Genomic DNA, 15,314 nt, shown 5'->3' on the forward strand with positions numbered 1-15,314 from the left:
CATGCGCGCCCTGACGCTCGACTTTCAGCCGCGCCGTCGCTCAAGCCCCCTGGGTTGGAGCCTGCTGGCCGGTGGCGTGGTGCTGGCGCTGACCTGCATCGTCATTCAACAACACCTCAGCGTGGAGGCCGAGCAACAACAAGGTCACCTGCAAACCACCCAACGCGTACTCACCGGTGACACCGGCAGCAAGGTCAGCCTGACCCCGGCGCAAATCCGCGAGCAGGCGCAGAACCTGGCCGAGATGCGCAAGGTCTCGCAGCAATTGCGCCGCCCTTGGGAGCGCCTGTTCGCCACGCTCGAAGCGATGCCTCGCGACAACATTGCCTTGCTGACCCTGACCCCGGACGCCCGCAAAGGGCAAGTGCGGATCAGCGCCGAAGCGCGCGACCTGGACGCCATGCTCGACTTCCACCGCCGCCTTGAAGCCAGCGACGAACTGTCCGATGTGTCGCTGCTCAGCCACGAAATCGTCGCCAACGTGCCGGAACACCCGGTGCAATTCAACCTGTCGGCTACCTGGGAGATTGGCGATGCAAATCCCTAGATTGATCGTCCACGAATACCTGCAAAGCCTGGGCGTGCCTGGCCTGGCAGGGCTGGCGATGCTGGTGCTGGCGCTGACCTGGGGCCTGGCCGGTTTGTTGCCGGACTGGCAGTCACTGCAACAACTCAGCCAGCAGACGCGCGAAGCCAGCGAGTACCTGGCCAAGGTCGAAGACGGCACGGTGGCCGCACCGGTGGTGCCGCAACGTCAACTCGATGATTTTCGCAGCAAGTTGCCATCGCAACCGCAGGCCACCGTCGCCATCGACAAGATTTACGCGCTGGCCGCCCAGGAACGCATCACGCTGAGTCGGGGTGAATATTCGCTGGGCATCGATCCGAAGACCCACCTGGCGCGCTACCAGATTCTGCTTCCAGTGCGCGGCAGCTACCCGCAGCTGCGGCGTTTCCTGCACGCTTTGCTCGGCCAGTTGCCGGCGGTGGTGGTGGAGGACGTGGAGTTCCAGCGCAAGAAGATCGCCGACACCGACCTGACCGGGCGGATCCGCATGACCCTTTACCTGTCGAGGTCATGATGAATACCAAGCGCGCAATGGGTTGGGTGGCGTTCCTCGGTGTAGCGGCGGCACTGACCTGGCTGCCCGAATACTTCAAACAGGCCAACGACAGTGACCCTGCGGTTGCCACCGTGGCAACCACCGGTAAAAGCAAAAGCGCAGGCGCGCTGGCGGCCACGCAAGCTTCCGGTACGCCGGTTGCGATCAAAGATCTGAGCCCGGCCGGCGATCTGTTCGCCGCCCGCAGCTGGAAGGTTGCACCGGCACTCGCCAGCGTCAACGAACAACCCGTCAACGTTACCCCGGTGGTGCAAATCCCCACTGCGCCGCCTATGCCATTCCAGTTCATTGGCAGGCTGGATGACCGTACTGACCTGCAAGTGTTCTTGCAGAGCGGAGAAAAAATATACGTCGTGCGCAAAGGGGATGTGATCGACAAAACATGGAAGATCGAGCGGATTTCCGACATGGAATTGAGCCTGGTCTATTTGCCTCTGCATTTGTCCCAGACCTTGTCTGTGGGGAGCGCGCAATGAACAAATCCCGTTTGCTGATGAGCATTTGCCTCTGTGCAGGGCTGGCTGCGTGCAGCTCGGCACAGGTCGCCAAGGATGAAGCGAATGCCCTGATCGAGTCAGGTCAATACGAGGCAGGGCTGGCACGGATCGAAGAAGGGTTGCGGGAAAACCCGCGTGATACTGATTTGCACATGGCACTGAACCGCGGCCGTGCCCTGGCGGTGACGACGCTGCTGAGCCAGGGCGACATGGCCCGCACCCAGCGCGATTTCCCGTCGGCACGCCTGGATTACAGCCGGGTGTTGACCATCGAACCGAACAACCGCCGCGCTCAGGATTCCATTCGCCAGCTCGACTATCTGCACAGCATGGATGAAAAACTCGAACTGGCCCGTGGCGATCTGCGTCGTGGCGATATCTACGGTGCCGACCGTCAGGTCAAACAGATTCTCGAACTGGACCCGAACAACCAGGGCGCCCAGGAACTGCAAGGCAATATCCGCCTGGTTCAGAGCCGCAACGTGGTGCCATATCCGCAACTGCGGACCCGCCTGGACCGGCCGGTGACGCTCGAATTTCGCGATGCCAACCTGAAAACCATTTTCGAAGTGCTGTCCCAGGTCGCCGGTTTGAACTTCATCTTTGACAAGGACCTGCGCCCGGACATGAAAGCCACGATCTTCGTGCGTGACGTGCGCATCGAAGACGCCGTGGAACTGCTGCTGCAACAGAACCAGCTGCACCAGAAAGTGGTGAACGAAAACACCTTGCTGATTTACCCGGACTCGCCGCAGAAGCTCAAGGATTATCAGGAATTGGTGATGCGCACCTTTTACCTGACCAGCATCGATGCCAACACCGCGCTGAACATGATCAAAACCATGCTCAAGACCCGCGACGTGTTCGTCGATGAACGCCTCAATACCTTGACCATGCGCGACACCGGCGACGCCATTCGCATGGCGGAAAAGCTCTTGCAATCGCAGGACCAGTCCAACCCGGAAGTGATACTGGAAGTGGAAGTGATGGAGGTCGCCCGTCAGCGCATTCTTGACCTTGGCCTGCAATGGCCGAACACCTTCGGCGTGGTCAACAGCGACGGTTCGGCGGTGACATTGCTGGATCAACTCAAAGGCATCGACTCCAGCCGGATTACGATCTCGCCGTCGCCACAAGCCAAGATCAACGCCCAGGACAAGGACATCAATACCCTGGCCAGCCCGGTCATTCGGGTCAGCAACCGCGAACAGGCGCGCATCCACATCGGCCAGCGGGTGCCGATCATCAGCGCCACCTCGGTGCCTTCGACCCAGGGACCGGTGATCACCGAAAGCGTGACTTACCTCGATGTCGGTCTGAAACTGGAAGTGCAGCCGACCGTGCACCTGAACAACGAAGTGGCGATCAAGGTCGCGCTGGAAGTCAGTAATGCCACGCCGCTGGAGCCGACCCGCCAGGGCACGATTCCGGTCCAGGTCGATACCCGAAACGCTCAGACCACGTTGCGCCTGCATGATGGCGAAACCCAGATCCTCGCCGGGCTGGTGCGTAACGACCACGGCAGCACCGGCAACAAGATTCCCGGTCTTGGTGACATTCCCGGCATCGGCCGTCTGTTCGGCAGTAACAGGGACGACGTCATCAAATCCGAGCTGGTGCTGTCGATCACGCCGCGGATCGTGCGCAACCTGCCGTACCAGAGCCCGTCGGACATGGAGTTCACGACCGGTACCGAAACCAGCATGCACATTCAGGCGCCGGATCGTTCAATGGGCGCGTCGACGGTTCAGGCGGCTGAGCCCATCAGCGCTCCGATTGCCACCACCGTCACCATCGAGAAACCTTGATCATGAACGCCTCGCAACGTGGGTTCACCTTGATCGAAGTCGTGGTGACGCTGGCCCTGGTCGGCCTGTTGGCGGGCCTGGCCGCGCCGCTGACCGAGACCGTGGTGCGCCGGGGCAAAGAGCAGGAGATGCGCACGGCGCTGTACCAGATTCGCGATGCCATCGACGCCTACAAACGTGCTTTCGACGCCGGTTACATCGAGAAATCACTCGACAGCAGTGGCTACCCGCCGAACCTGAAAGTGTTGGTCGATGGCGTGCGTGATGTGCGCAGCGCCAAGGGGGCCAAGTTCTATTTCCTGCGGCGCGTGCCCCACGACCCGCTGGCCCCGGTCAAGCGTGACGACGACGGTGGCTGGGGCTTGCGCTCTTATGACAGTACGGCTCAAAACCCGCGCGATGGCGAAGACGTCTTTGACGTTTACTCCAAGGCCCGGGGCAAGGGTCTCAACGGCATCGCCTACCGGGAGTGGTGAATCTATGCGCCGGGAAAAGGGCTTTACCCTGCTTGAACTGATGGTGGTCATGGCAATCATTGCGACGCTGATGACCATCGCCTTGCCGCGCTATTTCAACAGCCTCGAAGCCTCGAAAGAGACCACCCTGCGCCAGAGCCTGTCGGCGATGCGCGAAGCGCTGGATCACTATTACGGCGATACCGGGCGTTATCCCGATTCCATTGAACAAATGGTTGAGCAGCGTTACCTGCGCAACCAGCCGACAGACCCGATCAGCGAACGCAAGGACGCCTGGGTCCTGGTCGCGCCGCCTGATGGCGTGCAGGGCGGGGTTGCCGATATCAAGAGCGGTGCCACAGGGAGGGCGCGTGATGGCAGCCTTTATTCCGAGTGGTAAACCTGCTTCGCAGGGCGGCTTCACCTACCTGGGTGTGCTGTTCCTGATCATGGTGATGGGCATGGGCCTGGCCAGTGCCGGCGAATTATGGGCCACCGCCTCGCGCCGTGATCGCGAGCGCCAACTGCTGTGGGTTGGCACCCAATACGCCCAGGCATTGCGCAGCTATTACCGCAGTTCGCCAGGCTTGGCCCAGTACCCGAAAGAACTCGCCGATCTGTTGCAGGACGAGCGTTTCCCTAACCCGAAGCACCACTTGCGGCAGTTGTACCCGGACCCGATTGGTGGCGGCGAATGGACCTTGATGCGCGGTTTCGACGGGCGCATCAGTGGCATCAACAGTCCCTCCACCGAGAAGCCTCTGAAACAGGCGGACTTTCCCAGTCAGTGGTCGGATTTCAATGGTATGGCCAGCTACAAGGACTGGCAGTTTGTCGCGGAGAAGGCCTTCCTCGACGGCACCTCGGGCCCGGCGAAAGGCCAGAGCAAAGCCCCTCAGGCGTTGCAGCCATGAACCGGTTCTGCGTGGCGTTGATCCTGGTGTTGACCACCTCCATGGCCTCGGCCGGCGAAGAGGACGAGATGCTGGGCTTCATCATCGACGACACGATTTCGCACATTGGCCACGACTTCTATTACTCGTTCAGTGAACGCCTGCGGGCCACCAGCCCGATGGATTTCAACCTGGTGGTACGCGAACGACCTTCGGCTCGCTGGGGCAGCCTGGTGACGGTGGAATATCAACAGCGTTTGGTTTATCGGCGTTTCCTGCCGCCGAATACCGTGGAACTCAAGGACGAGGCCTATAACGCCGCCGACGAGGTACGCGGGCAGATTGTCCAGCGCAAGCTGGAAGCCTTGTTGCAGGACACCACGGACCTTGAGAGGGACGAATTATGAATAAGAAAACTGTCTCGCGGCACCTTGGGCTCTGGTTGCTCGGGCTGGGAAGTTGCGCCCTGGTCCAGGCTACGGAACTGGTCTACACGCCTATCAACCCATCGTTTGGCGGCAACCCGTTGAATGGCACCTGGCTGCTCAACAATGCCCAGGCGCAAAACGATTTCGACGACCCTGACTTGAAGGATCGCACCGCCGTGGCCGGGACTTCGGCCCTGGAGCGCTTTACCAGTCAGTTGCAATCGCGATTGCTAGGGCAATTGCTCGACAACATTTCCACCGGCAACACCGGGAGCCTTTCTACCGACGCTTTCATCGTCAACGTCGTCGACGATTCAGGGCAACTGACGATTCAGGTGACCGACCGAGCGACCGGCGAACTTTCGGAAATCAAGGTGAACGGCCTGGCCCCTTGAAGGGGATTTGGGTTGATGGGGAGTGATGGACATGAAAAAAATAATCTTGCTAGGGATGCTGTTGGCGGCATTACAAGGGTGCAGTCTGCGCGAGCCGATGCCGGCCGAGCAGGACAGCAAAACCCCGACCCTGACCCCCAGGGCCTCTACCTATTACGACTTGTTGAACATGCCACGGCCCAAGGGCCGATTGATGGCGGTGGTGTATGGCTTCCGCGATCAGACCGGGCAGTACAAACCGACGCCGGCCAGTTCCTTTTCCACCAGCGTGACCCAAGGCGCGGCGAGTATGCTGATGGACGCCTTGCAGGCCAGTGGCTGGTTCGTGGTGCTGGAGCGTGAAGGGCTGCAGAACCTGCTGACCGAACGCAAAATCATCCGTGCCTCGCAAAAGAAACCGAACACGCCGGTGAACATTCAGGCTGAACTGCCACCGCTGCAAGCGGCGAACATGATGCTTGAGGGCGGGATCATCGCTTACGACACCAACGTGCGCAGCGGCGGGGAAGGGGCGCGCTACCTGGGCATCGACATTTCCCGGGAATACCGCGTGGATCAGGTTACGGTGAATTTGCGCGCAGTCGATGTGCGTAGCGGGCAGGTGCTGTCCAATGTCATGACCAGCAAGACCATCTATTCCGTGGCCCGCAGTGCTGGTGTGTTCAAGTTCATCGAGTTCAAGAAGTTGCTGGAGGCCGAGGTCGGCTACACCACCAACGAACCGGCGCAACTGTGTGTGTTGTCGGCGATCGAGGCGGCGGTGGGGCATATGCTGGCGCAGGGGATCGAGCGGCATTTGTGGCAGGTGGCCGGGGATAATTCGCCAGCGAGCAATGACACGCTGGATCGTTATCTGACGCAGAACAAGGTGGACCCTGAGGGTGGGGGTGAGGGTGAGGGTGAGTGAACCGAGGCGGCCTTCGGGCCGACCTGGTTCTTGGTTTTTTGAGTACATATCCGTTTCTGCGGTAAGGGCGGCTGGCGGTTTCGCCCTTACGGCGACTCACTTTTTTTTCAAACGCCAAAAAAAAGTAAGCAAAAAAAGGCTCGCCCCTTGCGTCCGGCCCCTCGCTGAGGCTCGGCGTTCCTTCGCTGCGGTATCCATCCGGGGACACTGCCCTCCGGTCGGCTTCGCTTCGACCTACATGCAGCGTGTTCGACTGCGTCGAACGGCGCTTTGCGCCACTCCCCGGATGAACACCTCCACTCAGCCTCCCGAGGGGGCGGGTGAATCAAGATCAAGAGCTGAAGGCGAGCTAACGCTCGGCCTGATGAGTGGTGAGAAGCAAAAACGGTTCGCCCCAGTAGGAGCTGCCGAAGGCTGCGATCTTTTGACTTTGTTTTTGAAGGGCAAGATCAAAAGATCGCAGCCTTCGGCAGCTCCTACAGAAAGAGCTGACATCCTTGGCATTTTTGGTGGGTTTTCCTACAGGTTTTTAAGGTTGTCCGTCGGAAGCTCAAAGTCTAGCCTCCGGACGTCGCTGCCAATTCAGCGACCGGGGCTGGAATCCCGATGTATAAACGGCGCAATAGCGCCCTTCATAACGTATGCTGCGCTCGCTTTGCGTGCACTCCGTTATGGCGGCTGTGCGCGGGAGACCTTCGGGTCTACCGGGCTCGTTTATCCCGGGAATTCCAGCCTGCGTACAGCTGCCACCCATTCGGCTGGAATCGAATGCTGCGGCTTCAAACCCTATAGACGGAGTTTCACCATGGCGAAATCAACCCCCACTCCCCCCGATTCAGATACCGAAAGCAACACCACCAACCGCGCCTCCAACCTCCACCTGAAACCCGCCATCCTCAAATCCTGCATCCCCCACAAACCCAGCACAATATTCTTCATCGCCCCGGACATAGACACCGAGAGCCTACTGGCCCACGCCTGTGAATCCCTGGCATCCGCGAGCATCATGGCGACTGACTTCGCAACGTTTGTGGACGGGCCGCAACGCAGTATGTTGTTGGGCATCCAGCAGGTCATCATGCTGGCCGACCTGGCAGTAAACCGGGCGCTGGATAACCTCGACCCGCAAGGCTGACCACCGCCCTGAGCTGCCGAAGGCTCGGGCCGCGTTCGGACGATCTTTTGATCTTGCTCTTCAAAAACAAAGTCAAAAGATCGCAGCCTTCGGCAGCTCCTACAGGGGGCATATGCAAGCTATAAAAAAACCGCGACCCTCCCTCAAGGATCGCGGTTTTTTTGCAGCGCGATTATTTCTGCAACACAGTCGCCGAGTTGGCGGTACCAAATTGCGTCACGTTGGCCGTCTGGGTCATGCCGCTCTGATCGACGCTGGCGATGTTGCCGGTGCCGCCCTGGGTCACGTAGGCCACGTTCATGGTGTCGGCCTGTTTGATGGTGATCATGTTGTCGTCGCCATACAGCTGCGCGGTATAGGCCTGGTTGCCGCTGCCGTCCTGGGTGAACTCGGTGCTGTTGCCGCTGCCGTTGCTGCTGCCCTGGGCCAGGTTGGTGGTGCCGCGCTGGTCGGCGATGAGGATGTTGTCGCTGCCGTTCTGGTCGAAGTACAGCTCGTTGTAGGAGTCGGCCTGGGTGACGGTGGTTTTGTTGCCAGTGCCGGTCTGGTTGGTGGTCATGATGTGGCCAACGCCGTTCTGGGTGAAGTTGGCGACGTTGTTGGTGCCGTTCTGATTGACGTTGGCGACTTGGTTGCTACCGAACTGGCCACCCTTTTGCGGGCCTTTCCAGTTGCTGGCGTAGACCTTGTTGCCAGTACCCACCGACGTGGCATTGAGCACTTGGTTGTCGCCGTTCTGGTAGGTGAAGTGCACGTTGCTCGTGCCCGTCTGGTTGAGCGTCAGGGTCGAGCCCATGGACTCGAACTGATCGGCGTAGATCGCGTTGAGGTCACCGACTTGCACCACGTTGGCGACGTTGTTTTCGCCGAAGCTCTGGTCGACTACGGTTTCGTTGGTCTGCCCGTATTGACTGACGGTGGCCTTGCTGCCGATTTGGGTGTCTTGCCAGACTTCGGTGCCGTTGAAGTCGCCGAATTGGTTGATGGTCAGGTTGCCGCCTGTGCCGCTGCGTTGGTCGCCATAGGCATAGTTGGTGCTGCCCGCCTGGTTGATGTCGATCTGGCCGCCCATCTGACCAATTTGTTCGGCGGTCGCATAGTTGGTGTCGCCGTACTGGATGATCACTGCGTTGTTGCCCGCGCCCAGTTCAATCTGTTCGACGTTGGCTTCGTTGTTGTCACCGTACTGAAAGGTTTTTGCGGTGGTGCCTTCCTGACTGTCCTGATAGATGAACGAGAAGTTGCCGGTGCCTTCCTGTTGTTGCAGCACTTCGCCGCCGCCGACACCAATCGACTGGCTGGCGTGGCTGGTGTTGGAACTGCCGATCTGGTTCTGGGTGATGGTGCTGTTGTCTTCGAACAGTTGCTCGGCATAGCCGGCGTTGAAATCACCGGTCTGGGTTTGGGTGATGGTGCTCGTGGCCGTGTCTTGCACCGCAGCGGCATCGTTGCCCTCGCCGGATTGTTGTTGCGTCGCGGAGCTGAACGGCGCTGCGGTCTGCTTCACATTGGCGATGTTGGCGGTACCGAACTGGCTTTGCGTGGACACGCTGTCATCGGCCAATGCCTGGGCACTGATGATGACCAGCAGGGCGGCGGTTAGGGGCGTCAGTTTGAACATGATGAAACCTCCAAGTGGTGCAGTGCTTAGCGATATTGGGTGACCGATACGCTCATTCCATTTCCTGCCTGGGTCACGGAGCTTTGCTGGCCCGTGCCGGCCTGGACGATGCTGGCGTCGTTGTTATTGCCGTTCTGGGAAATCTGCGCGCGGTTGTGGCTGCCGCTCTGGACGATCGAAGCGGCGTTGCCTGAACCTTGCTGGTTGATCAATGCCATCAGGTCGCTGCCTTGTTGCAGGATGTAGGCTTCCTGATTACTGCCGGACTGCACGATCTGGCCGAGCAGCGACTGGCCGTTCTGTTGCAACAGCGCGATGTTGGCCTGGCCGTTCTGGTCGATCACTGCGTGTTGGCCCACCGGTGGTGGCAGCTCGCCGAGATCGGCGGCGGGCGCCAGGTCGTCGTTTTCCATCAAATCGTCGGCGCGCACGCCTGCGCTGCTGCACAGCAGAAGCAGGCAAAGCAGGGTGGCGGTCGACATTTTCATGGCTGTTTCCTTTGGGATGAGGCCGACCCCATCGACCGGGTGGTCGATGGGGCGAGGGCTCAGTTCGCGATCACTGTCACGGTGCGCGTGGTGCCTTGGGACGAGGTGATGGTGGCTGTCGGGTTCGCCGACGGAATCACCGTGGTGATGTTGTTCACCGTCAGCCTCCAGCGACCTGTCACCGGCACGGTGGTCGTGCCCAGGGTTTGCAGCCCGGTCGGCGTGGTGACCTGGATGGTGATGGTGTTGCCGGTGGTCACCGACGAGGTCCCTGCAAAGTCCCAGGTGAAGCGGTTATTGGAACGGGCGGACACCGTGGCCGTGGTCACCGTGAAGGTTTCCGCAGCAGGCCGTGGCGAGACTTGCACCGTGACCGTGGCCGGCGAGGCCGACACGGCGCCGAAGCTGTCCTTGGCGAAGTAGGTGAAGGTCGTGGTGAAGGCTGTGGTGACCGTGGCCGGTGGGGTGTAGGTAATCACCGTGCCGTTACTGCTGACGGTCCCGCGACCTGCCGCCGGTTGAGTGAAACTGGCGATGGCCAGCGGCACGTTGCCTTCCGGATCGGTGTCGTTGGCCAGCACACTGATCGGGATCGCCACGCCCAGGGTGGTGGCGGCGTCGGCGACGGCCGTAGGCGCCTGGTTCGGTGCCACAGTAATCGTCACCGTTGCAGGATTGGCCGAGGCCAGGCCTTTGACGTCTTGAGCCTTGTAAGTGAAGGTCGTGGTCAGCGGTGCATTGACCACGGCTGGCGGGGTGTAAATGACGGCTGTGGTTCCACTGAGTGCCACGGTGCCCTGGCCGGAGGCCGGCTGGGTCAGCGCGGTGATACTCAACGGCACGTTGCCGTCCGGGTCGTTGTCGTTGGCCAGCAGGTTAAGGGTGATCGGCACCCCGAAACTGGTGCTGCCGCTGTCAGCGATTGCGATAGGTGCCTGGTTTTCGCCACTGTCCGGTGCTGTGCCGAGTACCACCACTGGCTCGGTATCGTTGCCGCCGGCGGCGGATTTAACAGTGACCGTGGCCGGTGGTTGCGGCAGATCGGCAACGGTCAGGCGTTGCAGTGTGCCGGATTTCGACAGGCGTCCGTAACCCTGGGCAACCATGTCCGGCACGGCCACTTCATCGGTGGACGTGGCCTCGATCAGCAGGCTGTGATTGCTCCAGTTGTAGCGAGCGGTCTGGATTTTCACTACGTCGCTGAGTTTGCTCGACACAGAGGTCGGGCGGGTGGAACCGGCCGGGTTGGTGGCAGTGAGCACCACAACCGGAGGCACGGGGCCGTTGAACAGGCGTTGTCCGAAGAACAGCCCGGTGCCGTTACCCACCAGGTTGGTCAGGCATGGCGTAGGCGGTGGGCCGGGCACCAGGGCGACGGATTCGCGGAAGCACAGGGTCGAGCTGTTGTCCGCTTTGCCGAAGACTTCGACCCGGATGCTGGTGCCGGTGCCCGAGGTGGTGCGGCGGTAGGTGGCCCGTTCGAGTTCCACATGGGTTTGCGCACGGTTATCGAGGACTTTGCCGGACAGGGTAAAGAGACTGGACTGAATAGTCCCGGCCGGTCCCGCGATACGCACGAAGTTGGTGTTGAAGGGGCTGCCGGTGACGGCTTCGGTGAGGTTCGGGTCGCCGACAAAGGTTTCGATAGCGCCGGTGTCCGGATTCACTTCGGTGTAAGGTCCGTTGACGCTACGCAGGAATGGTCCGATCGCGCCATTTAACGCACCGCTGAACACGCCTGGTGCCCCGACGCCGATATCTCGGGTGATGTTGATAGCCCGGCGACCGGGCGTGGTGACATTGACTGTTTCAACACCATAAGGGTGAGTGATGGTGTAGGTCCCGGCCACGGGCACGTTTATCCGCATACGAATCCGCGCGAAGCTGATTTGATCGCCATCGAGCGGGTTTCCGCTGGCAAACGCTGCTTCTATCCCGGCCACGTAGGCGTCCATTCCATAACCGGCGGCGTTGTTGGGGATGTTGGTCTCGGCAAGGAACCAGAAAGCTTCGTCCGGCCAGTTATCCGGGAACACCATTGGCAAGGTGTCGTCGAAGACGCCCGGGGTCGGCAACAGGGTGCACATGTAGGCCGGTGGCGTGGCAGCCGGCACCCGCGAACTGGCCGCCCGCGACTGGCACAGTTCCATCGAGAGCAGATTATTGTCCTGATACCAGATCGGGAATTTTCCCGAAGCAAAGGTATAAGGGCCAGGGTCGACGGCGGCGAGTTGCGCGAAAGCACTGCCAGACAGCGATAGAGTCAGTCCCAGGGCGTTGAGCGCCAGGCGTGGCAATTTGTTCATGATGCCTCCTGATGAGGATCTGGCCATGTGAGCGTTCATTGCACGATGACCACGTCTTCGATATCGCTGCCGCCATTGGATGACGTCACGCGAACCTTGGCCGGTGGAATCGGCGAGATCCCGGTGGACAGGGTTTTAACCACTCCGCCGCCCCCGAGGGCGCCGATGGCGGCACCGGCGCCAGAGGTGGCGGTGAGTACCGGCGGCGAGGTTTCATCGCTGGAGGAGGCCTCCACCGTGATTTGCCCGGTGGTCAGGTTGTATTCGGCACGGGAGATCACTACCAGGTCTGTCAGGGGCATGGGCAAGGAGGTCGGCGTGCTGTTAGGGATCGCCAGGTGGTTGTCGGCAGTCACCTGCAAGGTGCTCGGCAACGTCGGGTTGGTGGAGGACTGGGCGTACCAACTGCCGGTGGTGTCGGCCTCGGTCAGATTGAGCACGGGGTTGTTGCTGTCCAGGGTCACTTTGGCCGGTGGCGGCGGTGCCTTGACGAACACGTCCTGCTGGGCCACCGGGGCGCTGCTGCCGGCTTTACGCGAGTAGGTGCTGCGCTCACTGATGATCGGGGTCGGCCGGGCCACGGTCGACAACTTGCCGGAGATGGCCATCACCGTGGTTCGCAGGTCGATCCCGTTGGGGCCTTCGATGCGGATGTAGTTGGTATTGAAAGGACTGCCGGTGAAAGCTTCTACCAGGTTCGGGTCGCCGACGAACTGATCGGCCGCGCCGGTCACCGGGTTGATTTCGGTATAGGGGCCATTGACGCTGCGCAGGAACGGTCCGATGTCCCCCTTCAACGCTCCGTCGTAGGTTTTCGCCGCGCCGATGCCAATGTCCCGGGTCATGTTGATCGCACGGCGCCCGGGGGTGTCGACGTTGAATACATCGACGCCGTAGGGGTGGGTGATGACATAGGTGCCAGCAGCAGGAACATCGATCCGTATACGTATACGGGCGAAGCTGATCTGGTCGCCTTCAACTGGATCGCCGCCACTGAAGGCCGCTTCAACGGCGCTGACGTAAGTCAGGTCGATGCCTCGTGCGGCATCGACGATCGTGCCATCGCCGGTGAACCAAAACGCTTCGTCCGGGAAGTTGTTCGGGAATACGACCGGTTGCGTATCGTCGAAGATCCCGGGAGCCGGTAGCAAATTGCACATGTACGTCGGGGCTCCCGGCGCGCTGGGGACCCTCGAGCTGACTGCCTTGGACAGGCACAAATCGAGGGTTCGACCATGTGTGTCCTGATACCAGGAGGCGAAGGAGCCATTGGCTGGCAGATAAGGTCCGGGATCGACTGCAAACAACGCTGCCTGGGCGACGCCTTGGGCAAGAGCGGTCACGACCAGGGCGGTCGCGGTTTTGGACAGTAAAGGGTGCATGAGTATTCCCTCTATCAGAGTACCTGCCCCTTGGGGATGGGTCAGTTGACAGGGCTTCGGCAACTTCCATACCAACCGGCGGAAATGTCCGCGAGAGGCCCGAGCCACAGGCATTTACAGCGCAAGCGAAGGCGGTTTCCCGATGTTGGGAACGGGCCTCTTTCCCCAGCATTGGGGGTAGATGGGGGCGGCGGTGCGGAGTGGGGAAAGTGGGGGGAGGGGAAAACCCAACGTCGGGCAAACTGCCAGTAGTGGGCTATAAACCTTGTAGGGGTTTTGCGGGATAAACGCTCATGACGACACTGGCAAAAACACTTCAGTCCGACAAGGGCGATATTCGCTTGAGCACGCGCAAACAGCCGTTCAATCTGCTGCGCTGGTTTTCGCTCATCAGCATGGCGGTGATCGGTACGGTGGCGGTGGCGCTGGGCTCGGTGTCCACAAAGTTCGTGATCACTGAAAGTGTGCAGCGCGATGCCTTGCTGACCTCGCAGTTCATTCAGGCGATTGCCTCGGCCGAAGTGCGTCACGTGTCGATCCCCAATGTGCGGACCATGGGCGAGTTACTCGACCCACGCAAAGACAAGGACTTTCCGGAGGTCGACCCCATGGCCCGTGCCAATGCCCGGGGTGAATTTCTCGACCACGTCGAACACTTGCCGGACGTCATCCTGGCCAATATTTATGCGCCCGACCGCATGGTGATCTGGTCGACAAACCCGGCACTGATGGGCACCACGATCCATGCCGATCAGGACCTGGATCAAGCCTTCAACGCAAAGACTCCGGTATCGGCCAGCTATCACGATGTGGACAAGTCGCGCATGGAGCAGAAGTTCGTGACGCCGCCGGAATACATCTTCATCGAGAACTACATTCCATTGTTCGATGCCGATGGCGACAAGGTCACGGCGATGGTCGAGATCTATAAAGAGCCCCAGGATCTGATCAATCGCATGGAGCGTGGCCTGGTGATGATCTGGCTGGCCACGGCCCTGGGCGGCGTTCTGATTTACCTGGGGCTGTACTGGATTGTGCGACGGGCGGCGATTCTGCTGGCGCAGCAACAAAAGCAATTGATCACCAACGAAACCTTTGTGGCCTTGGGCGAGATGTCATCGGCGGTCGCCCACAGTCTGCGAAATCCGCTGGCAACCATTCGCTCAAGCGCCGAGCTGGCGCTGGAGTTCGACAGCGGCCCGGCGCACAAGAACATCAATGACATCATCGGGCAGGTCGACCGTATGTCGAAGTGGGTACGCGAGTTGCTGCAATCGCTACGTCCCCTGAGTGATGAGGCCGAGCCGGTGAACCTGGTGGCAACCCTTCACGACAGCCTCTCGGCCTATGAACTGCAGATCACCAAGGGGCGGATAAGCGTCGTATTCGAGCCCAAAGAAACGCCGATGGTGTTGAGCCAGCAAGTGCAGCTGACGCAGATCCTCAACAGTTTGCTGGCCAATGCGCTGGAGGCGATGGACGAAGGCGGTACGCTGACCATCACTCTGGAACCGGCCGGTGCTGATGGCGTTTGCGTAGTGGTGGGCGATACCGGCAAAGGCATGACCGTAGAACAACGCGCCATGGCGTTCCGCCCGTTCTTCACCACCAAGCAGGGCGGGCTTGGGGTCGGGCTGGTGCTGGTCAAGCGGATCATGGAGCGTTTTGGCGGCACGGTGGCATTGGATAGCCGTGAAGGCGAAGGCACCCACGTCCGTCTGTCGTTCAAGCTGATTCCCTGAAAATGGGTGTGAACTATCCCCGCTAGCGGGTGTCATTCCCCAGTCGTTTCCCCGGTCATGGCACATTGATGTTGATAAGCCATTGTTTCAGTGGGTATTAATACTTTTGTATAAAGTTGTTACAAATCTGGCG

16 protein-coding genes are annotated in these 15,314 nt (G+C 60.3%); 12 read left to right on the plus strand and 4 right to left on the minus strand.

The genetic code is table 11. The annotated features are described in order from the left end of the window. Position 1 precedes the first annotated feature (1 nt). From KUF73_RS01940 to KUF73_RS01990, 11 genes are all read left to right on the plus strand, one after another. The gene (locus KUF73_RS01940) at positions 2-547 is read left to right on the plus strand and encodes a PilN domain-containing protein (protein WP_218436345.1); all 546 of its coding nucleotides are present in this window, start codon (positions 2-4) and stop codon (positions 545-547) included. Then, a complete protein-coding gene (locus KUF73_RS01945) occupies positions 534-1,082 on the plus strand; it encodes a GspMb/PilO family protein (RefSeq protein WP_218436346.1) in 549 nt (182 codons plus the stop codon). Before KUF73_RS01940 ends, KUF73_RS01945 begins: the two co-directional genes overlap by 14 nt. Next, a complete protein-coding gene (locus KUF73_RS01950) occupies positions 1,082-1,600 on the plus strand; it encodes a hypothetical protein (protein ID WP_218436347.1) in 519 nt (172 codons plus the stop codon). Before KUF73_RS01945 ends, KUF73_RS01950 begins: the two co-directional genes overlap by 1 nt. Further along, positions 1,597-3,429, plus strand: coding sequence for a secretin N-terminal domain-containing protein (locus tag KUF73_RS01955; RefSeq protein ID WP_218436348.1), 1,833 nt, complete (start codon positions 1,597-1,599; stop codon positions 3,427-3,429). The genes KUF73_RS01950 and KUF73_RS01955 overlap by 4 nt, the downstream gene beginning before the upstream one ends. Before the next feature lie 2 nt (positions 3,430-3,431). After that, entirely contained in the window at positions 3,432-3,905 is a 474-nt protein-coding gene (locus KUF73_RS01960; RefSeq protein ID WP_218436349.1) for a type II secretion system protein, read from the plus strand. Between the two features lie 4 nt (positions 3,906-3,909). Beyond that, complete coding sequence (locus KUF73_RS01965; RefSeq protein WP_218436350.1) at positions 3,910-4,284, plus strand: type II secretion system protein; 375 nt, start codon at positions 3,910-3,912, stop codon at positions 4,282-4,284. Then, positions 4,259-4,798 carry a type II secretion system GspH family protein gene (locus KUF73_RS01970; RefSeq protein ID WP_218436351.1) on the plus strand — a complete coding sequence of 180 codons (540 nt, stop codon included), beginning with the start codon at positions 4,259-4,261 and terminating at the stop codon, positions 4,796-4,798. The genes KUF73_RS01965 and KUF73_RS01970 overlap by 26 nt, the downstream gene beginning before the upstream one ends. Continuing rightward, complete coding sequence (gene csgE / locus KUF73_RS01975) at positions 4,795-5,184, plus strand: curli production assembly/transport protein CsgE (RefSeq protein ID WP_218436352.1); 390 nt, start codon at positions 4,795-4,797, stop codon at positions 5,182-5,184. Before KUF73_RS01970 ends, csgE begins: the two co-directional genes overlap by 4 nt. Continuing rightward, positions 5,181-5,600 carry a curli assembly protein CsgF gene (locus tag KUF73_RS01980; protein ID WP_218436353.1) on the plus strand — a complete coding sequence of 140 codons (420 nt, stop codon included), beginning with the start codon at positions 5,181-5,183 and terminating at the stop codon, positions 5,598-5,600. The genes csgE and KUF73_RS01980 overlap by 4 nt, the downstream gene beginning before the upstream one ends. 31 nt (positions 5,601-5,631) lie before the next feature. Next, positions 5,632-6,507 carry a CsgG/HfaB family protein gene (locus KUF73_RS01985; RefSeq protein ID WP_218436354.1) on the plus strand — a complete coding sequence of 292 codons (876 nt, stop codon included), beginning with the start codon at positions 5,632-5,634 and terminating at the stop codon, positions 6,505-6,507. A gap of 805 nt (positions 6,508-7,312) precedes the next feature. After that, complete coding sequence (locus tag KUF73_RS01990; RefSeq protein WP_218436355.1) at positions 7,313-7,642, plus strand: DUF6124 family protein; 330 nt, start codon at positions 7,313-7,315, stop codon at positions 7,640-7,642. Positions 7,643-7,814: 172 nt separating this feature from the next. Here the strand turns inward: KUF73_RS01990 and KUF73_RS01995 are convergent, their stop codons facing one another. The 4 genes from KUF73_RS01995 to KUF73_RS02010 are packed head-to-tail and all read right to left on the minus strand — an operon-like array spanning position 7,815 to position 13,439. Beyond that, on the minus strand, positions 7,815-9,263 hold the full coding sequence (locus KUF73_RS01995) for a curlin (RefSeq protein ID WP_218436356.1): 1,449 nt from the start codon (positions 9,261-9,263) through the stop codon (positions 7,815-7,817). A gap of 26 nt (positions 9,264-9,289) precedes the next feature. Continuing rightward, positions 9,290-9,751, minus strand: a complete 462-nt coding sequence (locus tag KUF73_RS02000) for a curlin (protein WP_218436357.1) — start codon at positions 9,749-9,751, stop codon at positions 9,290-9,292. A gap of 59 nt (positions 9,752-9,810) precedes the next feature. Beyond that, entirely contained in the window at positions 9,811-12,057 is a 2,247-nt protein-coding gene (locus tag KUF73_RS02005; RefSeq protein WP_218436358.1) for an Ig-like domain-containing protein, read from the minus strand. A 35-nt stretch (positions 12,058-12,092) separates the two neighbouring features. Next, positions 12,093-13,439, minus strand: a complete 1,347-nt coding sequence (locus KUF73_RS02010; protein WP_218436359.1) for a hypothetical protein — start codon at positions 13,437-13,439, stop codon at positions 12,093-12,095. Positions 13,440-13,732: 293 nt separating this feature from the next. On the opposite strand from KUF73_RS02010, the gene KUF73_RS02015 reads away from it, so the two are divergent. Beyond that, positions 13,733-15,181: an ATP-binding protein gene (locus KUF73_RS02015; RefSeq protein WP_218436360.1), complete on the plus strand. Its 1,449-nt coding sequence runs from the start codon at positions 13,733-13,735 to the stop codon at positions 15,179-15,181. The last annotated feature ends 133 nt before the right edge of the window (positions 15,182-15,314 follow it).

It is taken from the genome of Pseudomonas sp. PD9R, assembly GCF_019200975.1.
Taxonomy (GTDB): domain Bacteria; phylum Pseudomonadota; class Gammaproteobacteria; order Pseudomonadales; family Pseudomonadaceae; genus Aquipseudomonas.

Bases quoted from the DNA above. Each gene is read 5' to 3' on its own strand.
- KUF73_RS01980 (WP_218436353.1), top strand. From the start codon at position 5,181: ATGAATAAGAAAACTGTCTCGCGGCACCTTGGGCTCTGGTTGCTCGGG.
- KUF73_RS02010 (WP_218436359.1), bottom strand. From the start codon at position 13,439: ATGCACCCTTTACTGTCCAAAACCGCGACCGCCCTGGTCGTGACCGCT.
- KUF73_RS01995 (WP_218436356.1), bottom strand. From the start codon at position 9,263: ATGTTCAAACTGACGCCCCTAACCGCCGCCCTGCTGGTCATCATCAGT.
- KUF73_RS01990 (WP_218436355.1), top strand. From the start codon at position 7,313: ATGGCGAAATCAACCCCCACTCCCCCCGATTCAGATACCGAAAGCAAC.
- KUF73_RS02005 (WP_218436358.1), bottom strand. From the start codon at position 12,057: ATGAACAAATTGCCACGCCTGGCGCTCAACGCCCTGGGACTGACTCTA.
- KUF73_RS02000 (WP_218436357.1), bottom strand. From the start codon at position 9,751: ATGAAAATGTCGACCGCCACCCTGCTTTGCCTGCTTCTGCTGTGCAGC.
- KUF73_RS01970 (WP_218436351.1), top strand. From the start codon at position 4,259: ATGGCAGCCTTTATTCCGAGTGGTAAACCTGCTTCGCAGGGCGGCTTC.
- KUF73_RS02015 (WP_218436360.1), top strand. From the start codon at position 13,733: ATGACGACACTGGCAAAAACACTTCAGTCCGACAAGGGCGATATTCGC.
- KUF73_RS01960 (WP_218436349.1), top strand. From the start codon at position 3,432: ATGAACGCCTCGCAACGTGGGTTCACCTTGATCGAAGTCGTGGTGACG.
- KUF73_RS01940 (WP_218436345.1), top strand. From the start codon at position 2: ATGCGCGCCCTGACGCTCGACTTTCAGCCGCGCCGTCGCTCAAGCCCC.
- csgE (WP_218436352.1), top strand. From the start codon at position 4,795: ATGAACCGGTTCTGCGTGGCGTTGATCCTGGTGTTGACCACCTCCATG.
- KUF73_RS01965 (WP_218436350.1), top strand. From the start codon at position 3,910: ATGCGCCGGGAAAAGGGCTTTACCCTGCTTGAACTGATGGTGGTCATG.
- KUF73_RS01955 (WP_218436348.1), top strand. From the start codon at position 1,597: ATGAACAAATCCCGTTTGCTGATGAGCATTTGCCTCTGTGCAGGGCTG.
- KUF73_RS01950 (WP_218436347.1), top strand. From the start codon at position 1,082: ATGAATACCAAGCGCGCAATGGGTTGGGTGGCGTTCCTCGGTGTAGCG.
- KUF73_RS01945 (WP_218436346.1), top strand. From the start codon at position 534: ATGCAAATCCCTAGATTGATCGTCCACGAATACCTGCAAAGCCTGGGC.
- KUF73_RS01985 (WP_218436354.1), top strand. From the start codon at position 5,632: ATGAAAAAAATAATCTTGCTAGGGATGCTGTTGGCGGCATTACAAGGG.